21 protein-coding genes are annotated in these 24,688 nt (G+C 46.0%); 10 read left to right on the forward strand and 11 right to left on the reverse strand.

What is annotated here, in order from left to right:
* Positions 1–144 precede the first annotated feature (144 nt).
* From GW12_RS12790 to GW12_RS15900, 8 genes are all read right to left on the reverse strand, one after another.
* Positions 145–1,644 carry an acetyl-CoA hydrolase/transferase family protein gene (locus GW12_RS12790; protein ID WP_171077713.1) on the reverse strand — a complete coding sequence of 500 codons (1,500 nt, stop codon included), beginning with the start codon at positions 1,642–1,644 and terminating at the stop codon, positions 145–147.
* Between the two features lie 114 nt (positions 1,645–1,758).
* Entirely contained in the window at positions 1,759–2,928 is a 1,170-nt protein-coding gene (locus GW12_RS12795; protein ID WP_034588154.1) for a thiolase family protein, read from the reverse strand.
* Positions 2,929–3,007: 79 nt separating this feature from the next.
* Positions 3,008–4,789 (reverse strand): acyl-CoA dehydrogenase C-terminal domain-containing protein, encoded by a 1,782-nt coding sequence (locus GW12_RS12800; protein ID WP_034588155.1) that lies wholly within the window; start codon positions 4,787–4,789, stop codon positions 3,008–3,010.
* A gap of 354 nt (positions 4,790–5,143) precedes the next feature.
* On the reverse strand, positions 5,144–5,494 hold the full coding sequence (locus tag GW12_RS12805) for a hypothetical protein (RefSeq protein ID WP_034588156.1): 351 nt from the start codon (positions 5,492–5,494) through the stop codon (positions 5,144–5,146).
* Positions 5,495–5,877: 383 nt separating this feature from the next.
* Complete coding sequence (locus GW12_RS12810) at positions 5,878–7,044, reverse strand: acyl-CoA desaturase (protein WP_034588159.1); 1,167 nt, start codon at positions 7,042–7,044, stop codon at positions 5,878–5,880.
* Between the two features lie 31 nt (positions 7,045–7,075).
* A complete protein-coding gene (locus tag GW12_RS12815) occupies positions 7,076–8,098 on the reverse strand; it encodes a ferredoxin reductase (RefSeq protein WP_034588162.1) in 1,023 nt (340 codons plus the stop codon).
* Positions 8,099–8,435: 337 nt separating this feature from the next.
* Complete coding sequence (locus GW12_RS12820; RefSeq protein ID WP_034588164.1) at positions 8,436–10,091, reverse strand: long-chain-fatty-acid--CoA ligase; 1,656 nt, start codon at positions 10,089–10,091, stop codon at positions 8,436–8,438.
* A gap of 271 nt (positions 10,092–10,362) precedes the next feature.
* Positions 10,363–10,530, reverse strand: coding sequence for a hypothetical protein (locus tag GW12_RS15900; protein ID WP_171077714.1), 168 nt, complete (start codon positions 10,528–10,530; stop codon positions 10,363–10,365).
* A gap of 185 nt (positions 10,531–10,715) precedes the next feature.
* Between GW12_RS15900 and GW12_RS12825 the strand changes: the two genes are divergently transcribed.
* A complete protein-coding gene (locus GW12_RS12825) occupies positions 10,716–12,125 on the forward strand; it encodes a PLP-dependent aminotransferase family protein (protein WP_034588166.1) in 1,410 nt (469 codons plus the stop codon).
* Positions 12,126–12,165: 40 nt separating this feature from the next.
* Here the strand turns inward: GW12_RS12825 and GW12_RS12830 are convergent, their stop codons facing one another.
* From GW12_RS12830 to GW12_RS12840, 3 genes are all read right to left on the reverse strand, one after another.
* The gene (locus GW12_RS12830; RefSeq protein ID WP_034588168.1) at positions 12,166–13,443 is read right to left on the reverse strand and encodes a DcaP family trimeric outer membrane transporter; all 1,278 of its coding nucleotides are present in this window, start codon (positions 13,441–13,443) and stop codon (positions 12,166–12,168) included.
* 100 nt (positions 13,444–13,543) lie between these two features.
* Positions 13,544–14,905 carry an MFS transporter gene (locus GW12_RS12835; RefSeq protein ID WP_034588171.1) on the reverse strand — a complete coding sequence of 454 codons (1,362 nt, stop codon included), beginning with the start codon at positions 14,903–14,905 and terminating at the stop codon, positions 13,544–13,546.
* Positions 14,906–15,321: 416 nt separating this feature from the next.
* Positions 15,322–16,236 (reverse strand): LysR family transcriptional regulator, encoded by a 915-nt coding sequence (locus GW12_RS12840; RefSeq protein WP_034588174.1) that lies wholly within the window; start codon positions 16,234–16,236, stop codon positions 15,322–15,324.
* Between the two features lie 114 nt (positions 16,237–16,350).
* Between GW12_RS12840 and GW12_RS12845 the strand changes: the two genes are divergently transcribed.
* The 9 genes from GW12_RS12845 to GW12_RS12885 all read left to right on the forward strand — a co-directional run bounded on the left by GW12_RS12845 (position 16,351) and on the right by GW12_RS12885 (position 24,687).
* Complete coding sequence (locus tag GW12_RS12845) at positions 16,351–17,460, forward strand: muconate/chloromuconate family cycloisomerase (RefSeq protein ID WP_034588177.1); 1,110 nt, start codon at positions 16,351–16,353, stop codon at positions 17,458–17,460.
* A gap of 23 nt (positions 17,461–17,483) precedes the next feature.
* Positions 17,484–17,774: a muconolactone Delta-isomerase gene (catC, locus tag GW12_RS12850; protein WP_034588180.1), complete on the forward strand. Its 291-nt coding sequence runs from the start codon at positions 17,484–17,486 to the stop codon at positions 17,772–17,774.
* A gap of 149 nt (positions 17,775–17,923) precedes the next feature.
* Positions 17,924–18,844 (forward strand): catechol 1,2-dioxygenase, encoded by a 921-nt coding sequence (gene catA / locus GW12_RS12855; RefSeq protein WP_034588183.1) that lies wholly within the window; start codon positions 17,924–17,926, stop codon positions 18,842–18,844.
* 79 nt (positions 18,845–18,923) lie between these two features.
* Positions 18,924–20,315 carry a benzoate 1,2-dioxygenase large subunit gene (gene benA, locus GW12_RS12860; protein WP_034588186.1) on the forward strand — a complete coding sequence of 464 codons (1,392 nt, stop codon included), beginning with the start codon at positions 18,924–18,926 and terminating at the stop codon, positions 20,313–20,315.
* Entirely contained in the window at positions 20,312–20,821 is a 510-nt protein-coding gene (gene benB / locus GW12_RS12865) for a benzoate 1,2-dioxygenase small subunit (RefSeq protein ID WP_034588188.1), read from the forward strand. The genes benA and benB overlap by 4 nt, the downstream gene beginning before the upstream one ends.
* An 86-nt stretch (positions 20,822–20,907) precedes the next feature.
* Positions 20,908–21,924 (forward strand): benzoate 1,2-dioxygenase electron transfer component BenC, encoded by a 1,017-nt coding sequence (gene benC / locus GW12_RS12870; protein WP_034588189.1) that lies wholly within the window; start codon positions 20,908–20,910, stop codon positions 21,922–21,924.
* A gap of 16 nt (positions 21,925–21,940) precedes the next feature.
* Positions 21,941–22,726: a benzoate diol dehydrogenase BenD gene (benD, locus tag GW12_RS12875; RefSeq protein ID WP_034588191.1), complete on the forward strand. Its 786-nt coding sequence runs from the start codon at positions 21,941–21,943 to the stop codon at positions 22,724–22,726.
* Positions 22,727–22,770: 44 nt separating this feature from the next.
* The gene (benE, locus tag GW12_RS12880; RefSeq protein WP_034588193.1) at positions 22,771–23,991 is read left to right on the forward strand and encodes a benzoate/H(+) symporter BenE; all 1,221 of its coding nucleotides are present in this window, start codon (positions 22,771–22,773) and stop codon (positions 23,989–23,991) included.
* Between the two features lie 24 nt (positions 23,992–24,015).
* The gene (locus GW12_RS12885; protein ID WP_034588196.1) at positions 24,016–24,687 is read left to right on the forward strand and encodes a 3-oxoacid CoA-transferase subunit A; all 672 of its coding nucleotides are present in this window, start codon (positions 24,016–24,018) and stop codon (positions 24,685–24,687) included.
* The last annotated feature ends 1 nt before the right edge of the window (position 24,688 follow it).

The raw sequence follows: 24,688 nt of genomic DNA on the forward strand, positions 1-24,688 counted from the left end.
TTACGGCTAAAGGGATAAAAAGATGCCATGAATACGAGGCATTCATAGCATCGGGATATTATCTCTGGAATCTTTAGCTTAGAGCATTGGTAGGCTCTTTTATAGAGCAAACCTAATTAACAAGATTTTCGAATTTGTTTCATATTATGTCGTTTTATGCATGCTGCCCGTTTTTTCAAAGTTTGCATGCCAAGACAACGCCTCTTCCAACAGATGTGGCGTTTGTCCACCACGGGCACAGGCACGTTCAAAGTAATCATTCAGGGCATCTCGATAATCGGGATGAGCACAGATATCGATCATTTTGCGGGCGCGTTCACGCGGAGCCAAGCCACGTAAGTCTGCCAGGCCATTTTCAGTGACCAGCACATCAATATCATGTCCGGTATGATCAACATGACTGACCATTGGCACTACAGAAGAAATCGCCCCGCCTTTGGCTACAGATTTGCTCACGAAAATCGCAATATGTGCATTCCGGGTATAGTCGCCTGAACCGCCAATGCCGTTCATCATTTTGGTACCGGTGACATGGGTTGAATTGACGTTGCCATAAATATCGAACTCAAGTGCAGTATTAATCGCAATCACCCCAAGACGACGAATAATTTCAGGATTATTGGATATTTCTTGCGGACGCAGCACAATTCGGTCTTTGTATTGCTCAAAATTCTTCATGACATGTTTTGCACACGAATCTGATAGAGTCATGGAACAGCCTGAAGCAAAAGTCATTTTACCAGCGTCGATCAGCTTAAAAGTACAGTCCTGCAACACTTCGGAATACATTTCCAGGTGATGAAAATTGGAGTGTTCAAATCCGGAAAATACTGCATTAGCAATCGAGCCTACCCCGGATTGAAGTGGTCCGAGATGTTGTGGCAAACGCCCTGCTGCTACTTCTCCCTCAAAAAACTGAATCAGGTGTCGAGCAATCGCCAAAGTATCATCATCCGGTTCATCCATATGGAAAGAGGTATCCGGAATGTCATTTAGCACAATGGCAGCAATTTTTTCCGGATTGACCTGAATACCGCCAGTACCAATCCGGTCACCGGCATGAATGATCGGAATAGGTGAACGGTTTGGGCGAGCTTTAGGCACATAAATATCATGTACGCCTTCGAGAATCGGATTGATGCTGTTATCAATTTCCACAATCACCTGCTCTGCCATTTCCACAAAGTTGGCCGAGTTGCCGCATGAACCAGTCGGAATAATCTCCCCATCTTCAGTAATGGCTGTGGCTGCAATAATCGCTACATTGATCGGCGGCAGGTTGTGATGCCGGATATGATCCGCCATTTCAGAAAGATGCTGGTCGATATACATCACTTCACCAGCATTGATTGACTTGCGCAAGTCTGGATCCGCCTGATAAGGATAACGGCGTTCGATCGCATGCGCTTCATTGAGTCGGCCATCAATCTGATTACCCAGGCTTGCACCTGTGGCCAAGGTGATTTTTAGCGGATGTGCTTTGGCATGATCAGCCAAAGCGAGCGGTACAGTTTTCGCCTCACCTGCACCGCCAAAGCCACTTAAACCCACGACAGCACCGTCTTGAATCAATTCAATCGCCTGCTCAGCAGACATCACTTTGTCTTGGAGAGCGACACAGCGGATGCGATCTAAACCATTCATAATCAGAATCTCAAAAATAAACTTTTTTTGTTGCTACCTTCCCAGCGTACTGAAAAAGTGGCTTTTATGAATAATGCATTCCCGTTCTAAATTAATTACTCCATTAAGAAAGCCTTAGATCAGTTCAACTGCAATGGCAGTGGCTTCACCTCCACCAATACATAAAGCAGCAATCCCTTTTTTACCACCGGTACGTTTTAAGGCATGTAATAAGGTCACAATGATGCGTGAGCCTGAAGAACCCAATGGATGGCCCAATGCACAGGCACCGCCATTGATATTTACTTTTGCCGGATCAAGTTGAAAGGCATCAATCGCCGCCATCGTCACCATCGCAAAAGCTTCATTAATTTCCCAAAGATCAACTTCTGCTGCATCCCAACCGGCTTTTTTCAGGACTTTTTCAATCGCGCCAACCGGCGCAATGGTAAATTCAGAAGGATGACGCGAGTTGGCGGCATAAGCCACTATTTTCGCCCATGGTTTGAGGCCCCGATCTGCCGCAATTTCTTCGGAAGTGAGAACAAGTGCTGATGCCCCATCTGAGATGGAACTGGCATTAGCGGCGGTAATGGTACCGTCTTTTTTAAAGGCTGGACGTAAGCTGGGAATTTTTTCAGGTTTTGCGCTTAAAGGTTGTTCATCCGTATCCACAATGGTGTCGCCTTTACGGGTGGATACTGTAACCGGCACAATTTCTTCCTGAAAATAGCCTTGATTAATTGCGTTTAGCGCCTTATTCAGTGAATTTATGGCAAAAGCATCCTGCTGTTCACGGGTATAGCCTTTCTTGTCTGCCATTTCCTGTGCCAGAGCACCCATCGAAAGTCCGGTTTCCGCATCTTCAAGGCCTTCCTGAAGCATATGGTCGGTGATTTTGCCATGCCCCATACGATGACCCGCACGCGCCTTGTCCAAGATATAGGGTGCATTACTCATGGATTCCATACCGCCAGCCACCACAATTTCTGCTGAACCGGCTGTGATCGCGTCCGCTGCCTGCATGACAGCTTTCATGCCAGAACCACAGATTTTATTGACTGTGGTTGCACCTGTAGTATCCGGTAAACCTGCCTGACGCATGGCCTGGCGAGCCGGAGCCTGCTTTAAACCCGCGGGCAGGACGCAGCCAAAAATCACCTCATCAATATCGTTCGGTTGTAAACCAGCACGTGCCACAGCTTCTTTAATGGTTGCTGCACCTAAATCTGGTGCCGTAAGTGCAGAGAGCGAACCGTGGAAACTGCCCATTGCGGTACGAACACCATTTAGAATTACTGTCATCTTTTGCATCCTAATTTATAACTTTTGTGGTTGAGCCTAGGTTTTACCCTCTGCCATTTCCAGCTTTGTTTAAGCACCTTTAAGATTGTGCAGTGAAGTATTCTTCCGGTAACTGCATCATCAGATCAGCGCCGGCTTGAATACGCTGTAGTCGTGCAACCAGATCCGGTAAAACTTTGCTAACGTAGTACTGCGCCAAAATCAGTTTATTTTGAAAGAAGCTTTCTTCTTTCGCCTGAGCTGCCTGACTGATCCGGGCATACATATACACAAAGCTCAGCAAGCCAACTGCATGTAAATAATCCACCGCAACCGCATTACTAAAGTCCGGGGATTGTTTTGCCTGTTCAAGAATAAATTGGCTAATATCTTCGACCTGCTGGCAGACATCTAAAACTGTCGCTTTAATGGATAACGCATCATCCATGCCTTGCGCAAACTCACGGATTTCAGCGATATATTCGGCAATATAAGCGCCGCCACATTTGATGGTCTTACGACCGATCAGATCTTGCGCCTGTACACCATTAGTTCCTTCGTAAATCTGGGAAATACGCAGGTCACGAATACACTGCTCCATGCCCCATTCACGAATATAGCCATGCCCGCCAAACACCATTTGTGCTTCCAGACATGAATCCAGCGCTTTATCAGTCAGATAGGCTTTGGCTACTGGGATGAGCAAGGCAACGCGGTCAGTCGCTTTACGCACCGCCTCAGCATCGGTGGAGTATTTAGTTATGTCGAGCTGTTGCCCCACATAGACGGCAAAGGCTCGTGATGCTTCGTTATTGGCACGTGCATTCAGCAACATACGACGCACGTCACCATGCACCAAAATCGAATCTGCCGGCTTTTCTGGAGATTTGGTACCGGATGCAGAACGACCTTGTAGGCGGTTGGTCGCATATTCTGCAGCATTCTGGTAAGCAAATTCCGCTGCACCAATGCCCTGGATTCCCATGGATAAACGTTCGTAATTCATCATTACGAACATGGCAGCCAGCCCTTCATTTTCATTACCGACCAGATAACCTTTCGCACCATCAAAATTCATGACACAAGTCGCAGAGCCCTTGATCCCCATTTTGTGCTCAACCGAACCTGCGGCTACTGCATTCCGTTCACCAATTGAACCATCTGCATTGACCAAAAATTTCGGCACGATAAACATGGAAATACCACGTGAACCGGCGGGTGCATTCGGTGTTTTTGCCAGAACCAGGTGAATGATGTTTTCACATAGGTCATGTTCACCGCTGGTAATAAAGATTTTAGTTCCTGTAATGCTGTAGGAACTGTCGTCGTTGGGTTCGGCCTTGGTTTTAATCATCCCAAGATCGGTTCCGGCATGTGGCTCGGTTAGACACATGGTGCCAGACCATTCACCTGTATAGAATTTTGGTAAATAAGTCTGTTTTTGTTCTTGTGAGGCACGGTCATTGAGGGCCATTCCTGCACCCACCGTCAACAGCGGATAGAGCATAAAAGAGGGATTGGTACTCCAGATCATTTCATCTGCCAGCACGGTCAGCATTTTTGGCATGCCCTGACCGCCCCATTCTTCAGGTGCGCCAAGCCCTACCCAACCACCTTCAGCAAACTGTGTAAATGCCTCTTTAAAACCTTTCGGTGTTGTTACTTCACCATTATTAAAATGGACACCGCCTTCCTCATCACTGGAACGGTTCAGGTCCAGGATGACATTTTTAGAAAACTTCGCCATTTCTTCCAGAATGGCATTGGCGGTGGACATGTCCAGATGCGCGAGATTTTCATTGCCCTGCCAGAATTCATCAGCCTTAAACACATCATTTAAAATAAACTCCATGTCTTTAAGGGGCGCGTTATAAATAGACATATTGCTTTCCTTGTATGAAGACTGTGCATGAAGATATGGCTTAAATATTTAGCTGTTTTAAGAAGCAATTTGAAATCACGGTTTTATTTGGATGTACATTGGATCAGATCTTATTGGATTTTCTATGAGCTATTTAAGGTTGGTAGAGAAAGTTAGAGCATAAAACCGTATTTGATTGCTTGACTCTTCAGCTTAAACATTAAGCATATCTTGATGACTTCATCATCACGCTTATATGTGACGAATAAAACATGGTTTCTGTAAATTAATTTGACGCAATAAAAAAGATGCCATGAATGATTCCCGTTTCATGACATCTTGGTGTGTTATCTCTAGAGTGATTAGATTAGAGCATTATTTGGCTTTTTTGTAGATCGAGCCTGAACCTACAAGGTTGCCAGTTTTTTCGTCGATGGCAAAGTCGACTTCACCTGCACCGGTATTCACCTGCAGGAAACCGTTCTCATCCACTGCTGCTGGCATTGGATTTTTCTTATCAGTTTTACCTGTTTCTTTCACTTTTAAGGTATTAGTGATGAAGTAATTTTCACCATTTTTGCTAATCACCAGAATATTTTCTAGCTTTGGATCTTCCAGAGTATTTTTCCAGGTGCCTTGATAATCCGGTGCTGGTGCTTTAGTAGGGTTACAAGCAGTTAACAGCACTAATAAGGAGATTCCTGAAAAATATTTAAGATATTTCAAAATTAAGGACCTTGAGCTTTACAACGCGCTCAATTATAGAAACTACACTATTCAAGTGTACCCACAGCGTGTAGGCAAAGCGTTTCAGCCGTATGGTGTCCGTTTTTCTTTGGTGATTTTTTGAAAAATATCTCCATATTTCATCCATAAAATAAGCGTAATTAATTACTATTTCTAAGCAATCTTTATTTTTATCGAACAAAATATGAGATTTTCAGCAATTTAAGAGAAGGTCTGAAGCTAACGATATTGCTAGCTAAAGCTTGCTTTAGAGACATAAAAAATACAGGCAAAAAAAAAATCCTCAATAACCCATCCAAAGATATTGAGGAGTACCAAACTGGCAAGAAACATCAGCGCTTGATGTTAGAAAGAAACTCGTTTTAAGCAAACAGTTTTGCTTTTAATCCCTTAAATACTGATTTCACACCTTGTACTTTTTCCGCGATCTGGTCATTCCATTCATTTGGCAATGAACATTTCGCCAGACGTACCCATACAGTCGAGAACTGCTTCATAAAGCTGGCTTCGTTATAGTGAATGCCATATTCAGCGCAAAGCGCTTTAATTTTCGGCGCCACTTCGGCATAGCGGTTCGCTGGCATATCCGGGAATAGGTGATGCTCGATCTGATGGCTTAAGTTACCGCTCAGGATATGCAGCCATTCGGTACCGCTAAAGTTACTCGAACCGCGAATCTGGCGCAGATACCACTCTGCACGAGTTTCATTGTCGGTGTTATCCATTTCAAAGGTTTCAGCATCTTCTGTGAAATGACCATTAAAGATCACCGCTGAAGCCCACAGACTACGGATTACGTTCGCCACGGCATTGCCGGCAAATACCGGAATGGCATTTGGACCTGCGATCAGCGGGAAGAAGACATAATCTTTTAAAACCTGACGGCGCATTTTCTTGCGCAGCGGTGCTGCCTCTTGCCATACTTCTTTCCAGGTTTTGGTCTTATAAGCAATCACATCTTCCAAATGCAGACGTTGTACACCCACATACCATTCAAAGAACACCATTAACTGGATCGCTAGTGGAATATTCCAGATAAAACGCAGTTCCCACGGCTGAGATTCACTGACACGGATCAGGCCATAACCCACATCGTGATCCATACCGACAATATTGGTATAGGTATGGTGGATATAGTTATGCGTATATTTCCAGTCATCCCCAGTGGCAATGGTGTCCCAGTCATAGGTAGTGCCGTTCAGGGTCGGATCATTCATCCAGTCAAACTGGCCGTGCATCACGTTATGACCCAGTTCCATATTTTCCACAATTTTGGAAATACCCAGCAGACCAGTACCAACTAGCCAAACCGGCGGTAACCATCCCGCTACCATCAGCATGCCACGGGAAGCAATTTCGCTATAGCGCACAAAATTACGGATTTTATAAATATATTCGGCATCTTTTTCACCGAGGTTGTCCATCACTTCACGACGGATCGCATCGACTTTGGCACCAAACTCTTCGATTTGTTCTGGTGTTAAATATTGAGATTTACTGTGCCGCTTCAGATCAATTTGCATGTTCATATGGGAGTACCTTCTTATTTTTCTATACGGTTTAAAGATTAATCACCACAGGGCTTACTGCCTGTGAGATACACAACTTAATCGGAGTATTGTTTTCGTGATCAATTTCGCCGGTCAGGATGTTTTTGACTGAGCCACTGACCTTGGTACAGGAACAGGTATTACAGATGCCCATACGGCAGCCATTTGCCGGACGTAAGCCTGCCTGTTCTGCACTTTCTAAAATCGTTGACGTTGCTTCAAATTCACGGTGTGAACGCAGGAACTGCACCGGTTGTGCCTTGATCTTTTCATCCACCACGATCTGGAAATATTCCGAGTGGAAACTGGATTTCACACGCAATTTGTTGGCAATACGCTGCGCTGCTTTCATCATGCCCGCTGCGCCGCAGGCATAAATTTCACACTGTTCATAATCCGGTACAATCTTGTTTAGCAACTGTACACTCAGGTGCTGCTTATGTTCGACCGTGTTGAAATGGTGATATTTAAAATGTGGATGCATCAATGCCAAGGTTTTTAGTTCGGCATGAAAGGCATCATCACGGGTGAAATACACCAGATCAATCGGATGCTTAAACTGCACCACAGCTTTTTGCAATAATGAATAGATTGCAGTAATACCACTACCTGAAGCCAAAAACAGAACCGGTTTTGGCGAATTCAGCAAGATAAATTCACCCTGTGGCTGCGACAATTCCACTACTGCACCTAACTGTAGTGAGGTAATCGCACGGGAAACTTTACCCTGCTGTTTGACTGCAATAATGACGTCACCATTTTTCAGAATGGTTACAATGGAATAGTGACGCTGATGCAAGACTCCATCCAGACGGACGATCACCGCCACATGCTGGCCTGGCTGGAATGACTTCGCCTGAAAGTTAAAATTTGGACGTAGCTGGATTTTATAAAAATCATCGCCAATCAGCTGGATATTGATGACTTCCGCTTTGACTTTTTTTAGCGCCCAAGTTGGATGCACTTTTTCAGCGATAAAATCAATAAAATCTTCTCTAATCCAATGAGGCTTGTAGCTTTGCATGCTTGTCATTTTTATTACCTCGCATCACGACAGAATTTGAATTAATGTACATCTGTCTATTTATTATGCGTTCAGAATATAGGCTTTTCAGAATCAAACCATATCAATGTAGGCCAAATCATGTGTAATTTAGCCAAAATAGTGTGTTTTGTTAGACAAAAAGAGTGGTTTAAGATGCATCCAATGTTTCAGAATGTAATGTGAGTTGTCATTTTATGCCAATTGTATGGCCGACAAAGTGCACCGAACATCGAAGAAAACAGTTGGTTAATATGTGAAAAAAATGTGAAAAATAAAAAAGGAGCTGGCTGCAAGCATACAACCAGCTTTTGGGGTGGAGAGAAACTTATTCAACTTCTGGCGTCAAAGCCTCTTCCTGATCCAGCAATACTGTACCAAATTGTTCACGCAGATCTTTTTTCAGCATCTTACCCGTACCACTAAGTGGAATCGCATCAACAAAAATCACCTTGTCTGGAATCTGCCATTTGGCCACTTTGTGGGCATAGTAATTCAGCAGATCCTGTTCCGTTAGCTGGCTTTCCGGCTTTTTCACAGCGATCAACACCGGGCGTTCGTCCCATTTTGTATGCTGCGCGGCAATGACGGCTGCCATGGCAATATCCGGATGGCCCATGGCCAGATTTTCCAGCTCAACCGAAGAAATCCATTCACCGCCCGACTTGATCAGGTCTTTGGCCCGATCTGAAATGGTCATAAAACCGTCCTGATCTAGGGTTGCTATGTCACCAGTATCAAACCAGCCATCTATGGTCAGTGCCGATTCTTCCTTGCCAAAGTAATTATTGATGATCCAGTGACCACGAATCTGCAAGTTCCCCGTAGTTTCGCCATCCCGCTCAATTTCATGGATGCCATTTTCACCATCCGTCAGACGCAGATCAACCCCAAATGGCGGACGGCCTTGAGATAAGCGGATTTGTAGCTGCTCTTCTTCACTCAAGTCAAGATGCTTCGGCTTCAGCTGATTGGCAGAACCCAGCGGACTGGTTTCAGTCATGCCCCAAGCATGGATGGTTTCGCAGTCAAACTGTTCTTTAAAGACTTTGAGCATGGAAGGCGGACAGGCTGAACCACCCACCACATTCCGTTTCAGGCTTTCCAGTCGAGAGCAAGACTGCTGCGCAGCGGCAATCAGGCCCTGCCAGATCGTTGGTACACCAAGTGCAACAGACACTTGATAAGTATCAATCAGATTCACCAGACTAGCACCATCCAGACCTGGACCTGGCAGTACCAAAGTACATCCCACCATAGCAGCAGCATACGGCGTTCCCCAGGCATTGACATGGAACATTGGCACTACCGGTAACATGATGTCACGTGCAGAGACATTTAAGGAATCCGGCAGGCTGATGGCAAAACTGTGCAAAGTAGTCGAACGATGGCTATACAGCACGCCTTTGGGATGACCCGTGGTTCCAGAGGTATAACACAGTGAACTTGCCGCATTTTCATTTAACACAGGCCAGTCGAAAACGTCGGATTGATCAACAATCAACTCATCATAGAATTTGACCTCGGGAATAGCATCTACGATAGCCCCGTCCCGGGCATCCAAACAGATAAAATGTTCCACAGTACTCAGCATCGGTTTTACCGCTTTGATAAGTGGCGCGAAAGTTTTATCAAATAAAATCACCCGGTCTGCAGCATCATTAATAATAAACACCAACTGTTCCGGGAATAGACGTGGATTGATGGTATGGCAGACAAAACCACCTCCTGAAATCGCGTACCAGGATTCCAGATGGCGATGGTTATTCCATGCAATCGTTGCAACGCGGTCACCATGTTCCAGACCAAACTGATTCAGCACATTGGCAAAGCGTTTGGCATTGCTGCGGATTTCACCCCAGGTGGTATGAGTCATACTGAGATCGGTATTCTTAGAAATGACTGCAGTATCAGCATGATAACGTCCTGCATGTTCAATCATATTGCTGATGAGTAGCGGCTGAAACATCATATTTCCAAGCATGGTCTGCTCCTTTTTTATCCTTGTTATACATCCATTTACTGTTTTAGGTATTGTTTAAATCATTGTTATTGGTACATGAGCCGCAGGCCAATCAGTGGCGCTTCATAAACTCATCACATGTTTGAATCTAGCAAGGAAAAAGGCGAAATCAAGTAGCAAAATGTGACAAAAACAAAGCCACCCACGGATGCGATGAGAAAGGAGAATTCTGAATTTTTATGGTGCAATAAGCATAGAAATAAAAATCCCGGCATGGAACCGGGATTTTGAATTATTTGATGCCTGAGAAGAATAGGTTATCGGCATTGACCACAAAGGCGACGCCCAGACAGAACAGTCCTGCATAAATCGCGAACCAAATAATCATCTTTTTAAAAGCTTCATCAGAAATGCTGCTGTCCGCATATTTCGGTGCTTTCTTTTCTTCGTCTGGAGTCATCTGCTCACCTGCCAATGGATTTGGGACTGTCTCTAGTGTCTATGAACACATTCAAAAAATGTAGATACAAAAGCGATCTAAAAAAATATAACAGATACTGTATAACTGGCCAAACTGTTATATTTAATCCGACTAAATATGTTATATATGCAGATAAATTTCTATTTTTATCTTTTTCTTGATGCATGTACAAATTTGAAAAGCTTGCGCACAGCATTCGCCAGATGATTGAAGAAGGCATCTGGAAAGCGCATGACAAACTCCCTTCCTTACGCGAACAATCCGAACTTTCCGGCTATAGCCTGATGACGGTACTGAATGCTTATCAGGAGCTTGAAGCACAAGGCTGGCTATATGCCAAAGATAAATCCGGTTATTACATTGCAGAACGTGCCGAGCTGGAAATTTCCCAGAAAGAAGCACCAGCGGCACAAGAAAAAATACAGATCAATTCGGTAGTATTTAATTACCTAAAAGATACCCAGGCACCGGATATTGTGCCGTTGGGATCGGCATTTCCCAATCCGGAACTGCTATTTAACAGCAAATTTATGCAGTTGCTGTCCCAGCATGCCAAACGTAAAAACAGTTATCTGAATCATCCGAATATGCCACCAGGTAATTTGGAACTGCGCCAGATCATTGCCGGACGCTATCAGTTGCAAGGCATATCATGCCATTCAGATGACATTGTCATTACATCCGGTGCTTTAGATTCCCTGAATTTATCCCTACAAGCCCTGACTCAGCCAGGTGACTTTATCCTGCTACAGGAAACCGTGTTTTATGGCGCCTGGCAGGCAGCGGAACGTTTAGGGTTGAATGTGATTACCCTACCTGATCACCCTGAATCTGGTTTTGATCTGAAAGCTTTTGAAAAAGCCTTAAAACAGTATCCAATTAAAGTCTGTTGGTTGATGCTAAATGCACAAAATCCAATTGGTTATACCGTATCAGCAGAGATCAAAGAACAAATTGCTCGGTTACTGGCTAAATATCAGGTGCATCTGATTGAGGATGATGTCTATCAGGAACTGAATTTTGGTAAGGAAAAACCGGTATCCGTGAAATACTTTGACCAGCAGCATCTGGTGCTGCACTGCGGTTCATTTTCCAAGACTTTGGGTATGGGTGCCCGGGTCGGTTGGGTTTTTGCTGGTCCCTATTCCAATGCCATTCAGCATGTACAGCTGATGAGTACACTCACCGTTAGCCCACTTCTGCAAAATGCCTTGGTAGATTTTGTCGCGCACCATCATTATGAAAAGCATCTGCGTAGCCTGCGCCGTGCACTGGACCAGAACAAGAAACGCTTTTATCAGGAACTGAAAGCTCGACTGCCAGCAGACTGTAAGATTCACTATTACCCGACGGGTTACTTCCTGTGGGTGGAACTACCTGAAGGTATGGATTCTCAGCAGCTGTATACTGACCTGTTGGCACAGAACATTTCCATTGCCCCAAGTCTCCTGTTCAGGCCCAAACATCAAGCACAGAACTTTATTCGTCTGAACTGTTCTTTTGACTGGAATGACAAACTGGCAGCCGCGGTGGATCAGATCGTGCAGCAAATTGAAACCCATAAAAAAGCGTGAACCGAGTTCACGCTTTTTTATTAACATAATGAATGTTCTTTTAGAAGCTATAGATCGCCACGGCATTAATACGGTTGTCTTCACCTGTATTGCTACCATTTGCTGCTTTCACAACAGCTTCACGCTCTCCATAAACATATTCCAAGCCAAAGCTTAAAGGTTTAGTTGGACTATAGAAAATGTTGGCCCAGCCTTGCCAGAGTTCTTTGTTCACTTCTAACAGATTTAACCCGGCACCAGTTTTATAACGGTCGCTGACATCGGATTTCATATAGCCATAACCCAGTGTGCCACGCCACTGTTCATTAAATTGCTGGGTTAAACCCACGGTAATGGAGTCAAACTCATTTTCATCCAGTATCTCACCCGCGGCATTTTTACTGATGCCCGGATTGGTCCAAAACACAAAGCTGCTATCGCCTTTGACGTGATAATAATCTGCTTTCAAGGTCGTACTTGGTGCAAATTTGTATTGCAGACCAAGTCCTAGCCCCCAAGCCATGCTTTCATCAGCATCGGTTCTTTTTTCATTAGCTAAGGCACGCAGACTGATACGCCCATCTTCATTAATTTGATGATTCAGACGTGCAGTGACTGCTGGAATACGAGTATTAGAGATTTTATCCTTCGGGTCTTCAGCTGCCAGCACTAACGACGTATCAGCGCCGAGATTCTGCGTATAGCGCAGCTGAGGTGTACGGGTGACTGCACCACCAACATAGCCCAAGGCATCAATGGTTTCTGGCATATAATCCGGTACGGCGAAATTAGACCATGTTTGGCCAATCAGCCAGTTGCCATAATTCATATAGGCATGGCGAATCCGCAAATTATCAAAATTGGCCCCGCCGAGGAAATCGACTTCAATTTTTCCTCCAACATCTTGTCCATTCAGCTGGCTTTTCACATCCATACCTAAACGGGTTGCGGCTAAGGTTGATTTAAAACGTTCACTAGCTTCACCATTTCCTTCCAGCGGTACTTTATTAATGTTGTTATATAACCGATCTGCTGCACTGCCTTCAGATTGATAAGACGCGTCCAGACGGACATTGCCATAGACTTTAAATGTTGTACCTGTAGAGGTTGCCACTGATGTTGCAGGCGCTACAGGTGATTTTTCCTGAATCTTTGCTACAGCTTGTGAAGTTTGCGTTTGTTGTACTTGCTGTTGTTCAATCAGCGCACGAAGGGCCTGAACTTCCTGACGCAGGCTGTCGATTTCTGCTTGCTGGGTAGTATTGGCAAATGCTGGCATAGAAACTGCAACAGCCGCGGCTAACAGGCTTAATTTAAAATTTGGTTTAAAGCTGATCATCCTAATCTCACTTTTTAAAGTTAAAGCGCTCCTGAGAGATAGCCAATCATGGCTATCTCAGGCATTTTTAAAATGGGTTGATTGAGTCTTGTAGAAGTTTTTATTCAGTGACAGGTGTAGCTGAAACTCGCGTTTCCGTCTGGATTTCACCATCCACAGAGGCTTTCAGATTCACCAGGAAAATAGCCAGTGCAGCGATCACACCAGGAATGGCAATGGCGAAGAAGTTCATTTGGTGTGGCAGTTCCATAGTCAGCAATGCACCTGTTAATACTGGTCCTACAATGGCCCCGATTCGACCAATGCCTGATGCCCAGCCCATACCGGTAGAACGCACAGTCGATGGGTAATATTGCGCAACAAAGGTATACAGCAGGATTTGTGAACCAATGGTTGCTGCACCGGCAATGGCAATCAGGGTATACAGTACAAACTGCGGGCTGTTAAAACCAAGCAGAATCAAGGCAGATGCACCGCACAGGAACATAATGGTTAGCACTTTTTTGATATGGAATTTATCTGCCAGATAACCCCCACCAATGGCACCGACCATACCGCCAATATTCAGGGCAAACAGGAAGATCATGCTGGCACCAAGTGAATAACCGGCCTGAATCATCAGTTTTGGCAACCAGCTACCTAGCGCATACACCATCAACAGGCACATAAAGAAAGCAATCCAGAACATAAACGTACTGAAGGTACGACCTTTCTGGAACAAGGCTTTCAGCGGTGCTTCATCGCCTTTTTTCACTTCTTTCAGGACAAACTGGGTATTTTCAGTCACGTCTTGTGCAGGTGAAATTTTTTTAATGATGCCACGTGCCTGTGCGGTCTGATTCTTAACCGTCAGGTACATCAGTGATTCAGGCAGGAATTTCCAGATCAACGGTAAAGCCACGAATGGAATACCCGCGATGTAGAACATGATTTTCCAGCCAAACTGTGGCACTAACCAGGCACCTAACAGTGCTGAAGTCATACCACCAATGGCATAACCACTAAACATCAACGCGACCAAGGTGCTGCGAATACGCTTTGGCGCATATTCTGTCATTAGTGCCACTACGTTTGGCATTACCCCGCCAATGCCCAGACCAGCCAGAAAACGCAGAATACCGAACTCAACTGGAGAGCTAGCGAAAGGTCCTAAAAAAGTAAAACCGCTAAAAATCGCCACACACAGCATGATGGTTTTTTTACGGCCGATTTTATCCGACAAGGTACCGAAGCTCATGGCACCAAACATCATGCCAAAGAGCGCAGTACTGGCCAGCATCCCAGCCTGCACGGCACTCAGCGCCCATTCCTGCATCAATAGTGGCAAAGCCACCCCATAAATGACCAGGTCATAACCGTCAAAAATAATAATGATCAGACACCAGAGCAGTACGCCCCAATGGAAAGGAGTAAATTTTGCTTCATCAATCAGGGTATTGATATTGACTTTGGTTGCTTCCATTTTTGCCTCCTGCTAATGCAACATTCCAATGTATGCGCCAACAATGCATTACGGCCGAAAAAATGTCCAAAACCGAATATATCTATATCTATACCTTCAAAGTTTATTGCAGGTCAAATCTGTCTTTCAGCGGGATTTTTTCACTCGAAAAAACACAGTATTCTGTCAAAAGCAGCACAAATAGTCTCCCAAATCAGACTGGAATCAGACCTGAAAGGTTAAATGCCAGATTATAAAGATTCGCAATGATGGGAAGGTTTTAGAGAGCAGAATCAAATCATTTTTGATCTAAAAACTTGGGAGGTGAACCTAATTCGTAGCTGATGCTATCTCTTTTGCAGGCAGTAGTAGATGTATTTAGCCCAGGCATTAGACTTAGGTCTAAAACCTGGAAGGGCTAAGCGACTTAATAGAGCTTAGAAACTATTTCTATCATAACGAATTGCTTCTAAATCATATACTTGGTAAATACAATCGAATAAAGACATAATGTCTTCACTCTCATCCATATTACGCATGGTCAGGAAAATCGGGGTAACGGCACTCTCATCCAGAATCGGGATATAGTTAAGATGAGCTAACTGAATTGAGCGCGCACTTTCCGGCACAATACATACCCCTTCACCCGCAGCAACCAGTCCTAAAGCCAGCTGGATTTCACGAACAATCCGGACATGTTGCGGTTCCAGATTGTATTCTGCGAACAAACCTTGTACCTGTGTTGCAAAGCTTGGCGTCGTATGGTTCGGATAGAGAAATATTTTTTCATCGACAATATCAGCCAGATACACACCATCCTTGAGAGCTGACAAAGGATGGCTAGCATGTGCACCGAGCACCAGACGCTCTTCACGTAACAGCATCCGCTTCAATGCCGGATCGGAAATACGCAAACGACCAAAGCCGACATCAATTCTCCCTTCTTTCAATGCCTTAACCTGTTCCATAGTAGTCATTTCAACCAGTTCTATTTTCAAATGCGGCTGTTGCTGTCGATATAAATAGACGATTCGGGAGAGCAATCCGTACAGCAAAGAACCGACAAATCCCATGGTCACAGTACGTTCGACCATACCAATCCGCTTGGTCATGGACTTCACTTCTTCCGCATTGGCCAGAATTTTGACCGCATGCTGATAGAAGAAATGTCCAGCTTGGGTGGTTTTTAACGGTCGGCTGCCCCGCTCAAATAATGAAATTCCAAGCTCGGATTCGAGGTTCTGGATCTGACGACTTAATGGTGGCTGGGCAATAAAAAGTCTTTCTGCAGCTTTAGTAAAACTTTGCTCTTCGACCACTGCAACGAAATACCTTAAATGTCTAAGCTCCATGACATATATACCTTTTAAATATATTAAAATGCAAAAATGGTCTTCGACAGCCATTTATGATTCTTTTAAGGTATCTCACATCAGATACACAAAGCAAGAATGCATAGAGTGGAAATGTACAAATCAATAGAAACGTTGCTTGTCGAGATCCCAACCATTCGCCCTCACAAGATGGCAGTGGCGACAATGCAAACTCAGACATTGGTGCTGATCAGAATTGAAACCCAGGACGGGTTTATTGGCTGGGGTGAAGCCACCACCATTGGTGGCCTGGGCTATGGTGAAGAAAGTCCGGAAAGCATCAAAACCAATATTGATACCTACTTCAGCCCATTGTTGAAGTCACTCCATGTACAAAATGTTGCGCAGACCATGCAGGTTCTGAAAAAGAACATCAATGGCAACCGCTTTGCCAAATGCGCAATCCAGACTGCTCTATTGGACATTCAGGCACAACGATTAGGCCTGCCACTTTCTGAACTGCTCGGTGGCCGTCTGCGTGACAGCGTACCGGTGCTGTGGGTATTGGCCTCTGGTGATACTGAAAAAGACATCGCTGAAGCACAGAAAATGCTGGCAGCCAAACGCCATAACTTCTTCAAACTGAAAATCGGTTCTCGTGCAGTTGAAGCGGATGTAGAACACGTTCTGGCAATTAAAAAAGCACTCGGTAATGAAGTTTCCATCCGCGTCGATGTGAACCGTGCCTGGTCAGAACTGGATGCAATCAAAGGTATCAGTCTGCTGCAAGCCGGTGGTGTAGATCTGATCGAACAGCCATGTGCGATTGACAATATTGATGCCATGCAGCGCCTGACTCGCCGTTTTGACATTGCCATTATGGCTGATGAATCGCTGATGGGTCCAAGCACCGCTTATAAGCTGGCGAAAACCAATGCAGCGTCCGTATTTGCAGTGAAAGTGGCCCAGTCTGGTGGCCTATTGGAAGGTCGTGATGTTGCAACGATCGCCAACCTGGCAGGGATCGATCTTTATGGCGGCACCATGCTGGAAGGTGCAATCGGTACGATTGCTTCGGCACATCTGTTCTCGACCTTTGAAAACCTGGCCTTTGGTACCGAACTGTTTGGCCCGCTGCTGCTGACTGAAGAAATTCTGAAAACCCCGCTGCAATACCGTGACTTTGCATTACACCTGCCACAAGGTGCCGGTCTGGGGATCCAGATGGACGAAGACAAGATTGATAACTTACGCCGTAAATAAGCAAACGGATCAAGGAGTGAGACATGCTGTTTCATGTACGTATGGATGTAAATATCCCGCTGGATATGCCAGCTGAAAAGGCAAATGAAATTAAGGCTGTAGAAAAAGCATATTCGCAAGAACTACAGCAACAAGGCAAGTGGCGTCACATTTGGCGCATCACCGGTCAGTATTCAAACATCAGTATTTTTGATGTGGAAAGCAATGAAGAGTTGCACAACATTCTGCAGGGCTTACCACTGTATCCATACATGAATATTGAAGTGATGGCACTCAACCGTCACCCATCTTCCATCCGTGAGGATGATACCTGATCCACTGTGGCTCAGACCTGGAGCATTCCGGGTCAGCCAAATCTGAATTCATTCAGAGGGTAAATCAAACAAGGACTGTGGCAGCCACGTTTCAAAGCAGATTTGAAACACCAGCCACCAAAAAACAAACATACTTAAGGAGTTATAGTATGAACCGTCAAGAAATCGATGCTCTAGTGAAAAAAATGAACGTGGACACTGCAACTGGTCCAGTGGATGAACGCGTTCAACAAGTAATCGTACGCCTTGTAGCCGACCTGTTCCAGGCAATTGAAGACCTGGATCTGTCTCAATCAGAAGTATGGAAAGGTCTGGAATACCTGACTGATGCGGGTCAAGCCAACGAACTTGGTCTACTGGCTGCCGGTTTAGGCCTAGAACATTTCCTTGACTTACGTGCAGATGAAAAAGATGCCAAAGCAGGTATTACTGGCGGTACGCCACGTACCATCGAAGGTCCTTTATACGTCGCAGGTGCACCTGAATCTGTTGGCTTTGCGCGTATGGATGACGGCTCTGAATCAGACAAGGTTGATACCCTGTTTATCGAAGGCATCGTGACTGATACTGATGGCAACATCATCGAAGGTGCCAAAGTTGAAGTTTGGCATGCAAACAGCTTGGGTAACTACTCATTCTTCGACAAATCACAATCTGACTTTAACCTGCGTCGCACCATCTTCACTGACCAAGATGGCCGTTATGTTGCGCAAACGACGATGCCAGTCGGTTATGGCTGCCCGCCAGAAGGTACCACTCAAGCACTACTGAACAAGTTAGGCCGTCATGGTAACCGCCCTTCTCACGTGCATTACTTCGTCTCTGCACCGGGTTATCGCAAACTGACCACCCAGTTCAACATCGAAGGTGACCAATACCTGTGGGATGACTTCGCATTCGCAACCCGTGAAGGTCTTGTTGCAACTGCTGTAGATGTAACTGACGAAGCTGAAATCGCGCGTCGTGGTGTAGACAAGCCATTCAAACACATCCAGTTCAACATCGAACTTGTGAAAGAAACTGAAGCTGCACCTTCTACTGAAGTAGAACGCCGCCGCGCAAGCGCTTAATACCCGGAGCGTATGAGTGGTCGCAGGAATGCCACCACTCAGAAGCTTCTCAAAAAATTTGGAAAGTCGGAGAACGGACATGCCACGTATTCCAGTAATTAATACCAGCCATCTTGATCGTATTGATGAATTACTTGTAGACAACTTTGAAACAGGCGAATTTAAGTTACATCGCTCTGTATTTACAGATCAGGCCCTGTTTGACCTTGAAATGAAATATATTTTCGAAGGTAACTGGGTTTACCTGGCACACGAAAGCCAAATTCCAAATAATAACGATTACTACACCACTTATATTGGCCGTCAGCCGATCATCATTGCACGTAACCGCAATGGCGAGCTGAATGCCATGATCAATGCCTGCTCGCACCGCGGTGCACAACTGTGCCGTAACAAACGCGGCAACAAGGCAACCTATACTTGCCCATTCCATGGCTGGACCTTCAACAACTCCGGCAAACTGCTGAAAGTAAAAGATCCGGTGGATGCCGGCTATTCAGACTGCTTTAACAAAGAAGGTTCGCATGACCTGAAAAAAGTGGCACGTTTTGAAAACTACAAAGGCTTCCTGTTCGGCAGCCTGAATCCAGACGTATTGCCATTGCAAGAATACCTGGGTGAAACCACCAAAATCATCGACATGATCGTGGGTCAGTCTGAACAAGGTCTGGAAGTGCTGCGCGGTTCTTCAACCTATACCTATGAAGGTAACTGGAAACTGACCGCTGAAAATGGCGCCGATGGTTATCACGTCTCTGCCGTACACTGGAACTACGCTGCAACCACCCAGCAACGTAAAGAAAAACAGGCCGGTGACAACATCCGTGCCATGAGTGCGGGTTCATGGGGTAAACAAGGCGGTGGTTCATACGGCTTTGAAAATGGCCACATGCTGCTCTGGACGCAGTGGGCGAATCCAGAAGACCGTCCAAATTATCCAAAAGCAGCAGAATATACCGAAAAATTCGGTGAAGCCATGTCGAAATGGATGATCGAACGTTCACGTAACCTGTGCCTGTATCCAAACGTCTATTTGATGGATCAGTTCGGTTCGCAAATCCGTGTATTACGTCCAATTTCTGTCAATAAAACCGAAGTGACCATTTACTGTATCGCGCCTGTCGGTGAAGAACCGGAAGCACGTGCACGCCGTATCCGCCAGTATGAAGACTTCTTCAATGCTTCAGGTATGGCCACTCCGGACGATCTGGAAGAATTCCGTGCCTGCCAGGCAGGTTATGCCGGCATCGAACTGGAATGGAATGACATGTGCCGTGGTGCCAAACACTGGGTACAGGGTCCGGATGATGCAGCCAATGAAATCGGCCTGAAACCAAAACTGTCCGGCATCAAAACTGAAGATGAAGGCCTGTATCTGGCACAACACCAGCACTGGCTGAACATGATGAAAGACGCAATTGCAAAGGAAAAACAATTGGCAGCTGCTGAGCAACAAGGAGAAGTGGCATGAACGCACCAGCAAATTTGAACCAGGTAGGCATCGAACAGATTTCCCAGTTCCTGTACCGCGAAGCGCGTTTGCTGGACGATGAGCAATGGGATGAATGGCTAACCTGCTATGCCCCAACTGCTTCTTTCTGGATGCCAGCCTGGGATGATGATGACACTTTGACCCAGGATCCACAGTCTGAAATCTCGCTGATTTATTACCCGGATCGTCAGGGCCTGGAAGACCGCGTGTTCCGGATCAAGACTGAACGTTCTTCAGCGACCATGCCAGATACCCGTACCTGTCACAACGTCAACAATATCGAAGTGGTTGAGCGTGATGGCAACAAGGTGACTGTCCGTTTTAACTGGAACACGCTGAGCTACCGTTACAAAACCAGCTACAGCTACTTTGGTATGTCGCGTTATGTAATCGATTTTTCAGGCGAACAACCACAGATTTTAAGCAAATACGTGGTGCTGAAAAACGATTACATCAACCAGGTGATCGACATTTACCACATTTAAATTATCCATCGCCTAAAACCCTCCAGCCCAATGGAATGTTGGCTGGAGGTCTCCCAGATTTAAAGATTTGTTAAGGATACTCAGCCATGTCAAACCATAATGTTGCACTTCAATTTGAAGATGGCGTCACCCGTTTTATCTCTGTTGCGCAAGGTGAAACGCTTTCGGATGCAGCTTACCGCCAAAAAATCAATATTCCCCTAGATTGCCGTGATGGCGCATGTGGCACTTGCCGTGCATTTTGTGAGTCTGGCAGCTATGACATGCCTGAAGAAACTTATATTGAAGATGCTTTAACCCCTGAAGAAGCGGAACAAGGCTACATTTTGGCTTGCCAATGCCGTCCGACTTCTGATGCAGTGTTCCAGATTCAGGCGTCTTCTGATGTCTGCAAAACCGAAATTCACCAGTTCCAGGGTACGCTGGCACGTGTCGAAAACCTGTCTGAATCGACCATCACTTTTGATATCCAGCTGGATGATAGTCAACCGGACATTCACTTCCTAGCCGGTCAGTATGTCAATGTCGGCATTCCAGGCACTAACGAAACCCGCTCCTATTCATTCAGCTCCAAGCCGGGCAACCGTTTAACCGGTTTCGTGGTGCGCAATGTGCCGAACGGCAAAATGAGTGAATTCCTCAGTAAAAATGCCAAAGCTGGCGACAAGATGACGTTTACAGGTCCATTTGGCAGCTTCTACCTGCGTAATGTTGTGCGTCCAGTGATGATGCTAGCAGGCGGTACCGGGATTGCCCCATTCCTGTCTATGCTGCAAGTTCTAGAAGAAAAAGGTTCGGAACATCCGGTTCGCCTGGTCTTTGGTGTGACCAATGACTTTGATCTGGTGGCATTGGAACAACTAGATGCCCTGCAGGCCAAACTGCCATGGTTTGAATACCGTACTGTGGTCGCTAGCCCTGAATCTAGCCACGAGCGCAAAGGCTATGTCACTGGTCATATTGAAAATGAATGGCTGAATGGTGGCGATGTCGATATCTACCTGTGTGGTCCGGTACCAATGGTAGATGCCGTACGTAACTGGCTGTCAGCAGAAGGCATCCAGCCAGCCAACTTCCTGTTTGAAAAATTCTCAGCGAACTGATTGAGGATATTTCGAGATGACAGAACGTCAAAGATTTTTAAATAAAGTCGTGATCGTGACCGGTGCTGCCCAAGGCATTGGTCGCGGTGTAGCTATCCAGGCTGCTGCTGAAGGCGCACAAGTAGTATTGGCTGATATTTCGGACTATGTACAGGAAACCCTGGCAGAAATCGAAGCGGCTGGCGGTGATGCCATCATCGTCAAGGCCAATCTGGAAACCTATGCCGGTGCAGAAGCTGTCATGGCTAAAGCACTAGAGACCTATGGGCGTATTGATGTGTTGATCAACAATGTTGGCGGTGCGATCTGGATGAAACCTTTCGAAGAATTCTCTGAAGAAGAAATCGTCAAGGAAGTGAACCGTTCATTGTTCCCAACCATGTGGTGCTGCCGTGCAGTGCTACCGCAAATGATCAAGCAGCAGCATGGCACCATCGTGAATGTATCCTCGATTGCGACCTGCGGGATCCATCGTGCGCCGTATTCAGCATCCAAAGGTGGCGTGAATGCGCTGACCGCTTCCCTGGCCTTTGCCTATGCCAAAGATGGTATCCGCGTGAATGCGGTGGCAACAGGTGGCACCGAAGCACCGCCACGCAAGATTCCACGTAATGCTAAACCGCTAAGCGAACAGGAAGAACGCTGGATGCAGGATGTGGTCGACCAGACCAAAGACCGCAGCCACATGAAACGCTATGGCACGATCCAGGAACAGGTCAACGCCATTCTGTTCCTCGCTTCAGATGAAGCATCGTATATGACTGGAACTGTAGTTCCTGTTGGTGGCGGCGATCAGGGTTAAACCTGATTGCATACAGGCTCATTGACCGCAAGGAGGCAACCGCAATGACACACCTGTTTCAAACCCTGAAGGATGACTGGTCGATTTCAGCCACGGTGGCAGGATTTTTAGCCGTGCTGATTTCCTATTCTGGTCCCCTGATTATTTTCTTCCAGGCGGCCCAGCAGGCGCAAGTCTCGCCAGCCATGATGATTTCATGGATCTGGGGCATTTCTATCGCTGCTGCTATTTCCAGCATTTACCTGTCATTGAAATTCAAGGTACCGGTAGTAATGGCCTGGTCGGCACCAGGAACAGCCCTGCTGGTGACCCTGTTTCCGGAAATTTCCCTGAATGAAGCCATTGCCGCCTATATCACCACAGCTGTGGTGTTGTTCGTGATTGGTGTTACCGGCTATTTCGACAAATTACTGGCTTTGATTCCACAATCTGTCGCTGCCGGGATGATGGCTGGGATTCTAGTGAATTTTGGTCTGGGGCTTTTTACTGCTACCGAAAACATGCCCATCATCGTGACCAGCATGCTGCTGGTGTTCCTGATCGCGAAACGTTTTAACCCGCGTTATGCCATGCTCTGGGTACTCGGTGTGGGGCTGATCCTGAGTTTGATCTTTGGCAAATTCCAGCCCGTTACTATGAATTTCAGTATCGCCATTCCTCAATTCATCCAGCCGGAATGGAGCTGGAATTCTACCCTGAACCTGGCACTCCCGCTGATTCTGGTTAGCCTTTCGGGCCAGTTCCTGCCAGGCATGAGTTTATTAAAACTGTCCGGTTATAACGTTCCAGCCAAACCGATTATTACCACTGCCAGTATCACCTCACTGATTTTTGCCTGTTTTGGTGCCATTACTACAGTGCTTGGTTCGATTACTGCAGCCCTGTGTATGGGTGCAGATGCACATGAAGCCAAAGACAAACGCTATATCGCTGGTATCTGTAATGGCCTGTTTTACATCCTCGGTGGCCTGTTTGCCGGCAGTATTGTGTTGCTGTTTAGCCTGTTTCCAAAAGAACTGGTTGCTGCACTGGCCGGCTTGGCCTTGCTCGGTGCGATTTCTAGCAACCTGACTGTGGCCATGCAAACCGAAAACCAGCGTGAATCTGCCCTGATTACCTTTCTGGCTACTGCTTCTGGCATGAGTCTGTTGGGCATGAGTTCCGTGTTCTGGGGCATCTGTATCGGCCTGCTGGCGCACTTTGTACTTAGCCCGAAAAAATCTTCACTGCAAACCAATTTAGCTTCTGATTCAAAACGTGCCTGAGTGATAGGCAGTAAAGGAAAGATTATGATTGATAAAAGTTCTGCTTCACTGGTTGAAGCACTTTCACAAATCAAAGACGGATCAACCATCATGATCGGTGGTTTTGGTACCGCAGGTCAGCCTGCTGAACTGATTGATGGCCTGATCGAGCTGGGTGTGAAAGATCTGGTGATCGTCAATAACAATGCCGGTAACGGTGACTATGGTCTGGCGAAACTGCTGAAGACCGGTGCAGTTCGTAAAATCATCTGCTCTTTCCCGCGCCAGTCAGACTCCTGGGTCTTTGACGAGCTGTACCGTGCCGGCAAGATCGAGCTGGAACTGGTACCACAAGGTAACCTGGCCTGCCGGATTCAGGCTGCAGGTATGGGACTTGGTCCGATCTACACACCTACCGGTTTTGGCACCTTGCTGGCTGAAGGCAAACCGACCCTGAATTATGAAGGTAAAGATTACGTTTTAGAAAATCCAATTAAAGCGGACTTTGCTCTGATCAAAGCGCATAAAGGTGATCGCTGGGGCAATCTGGTCTATCGTAAATCGGCGCGTAACTTCGGTCCAATCATGGCTATGGCGGCAGATGTGACTATTGCCCAGGTCGCTGAAGTGGTTGAACTCGGTGAGCTGGATCCGGAACACATCATCACCCCGGGCATCTTTGTCCAACATGTTGTCCAAGTACAACCGGCACAGTAAT

This window comes from Acinetobacter sp. HR7 (assembly GCF_000773685.1).
GTDB lineage: Bacteria > Pseudomonadota > Gammaproteobacteria > Pseudomonadales > Moraxellaceae > Acinetobacter > Acinetobacter thermotolerans.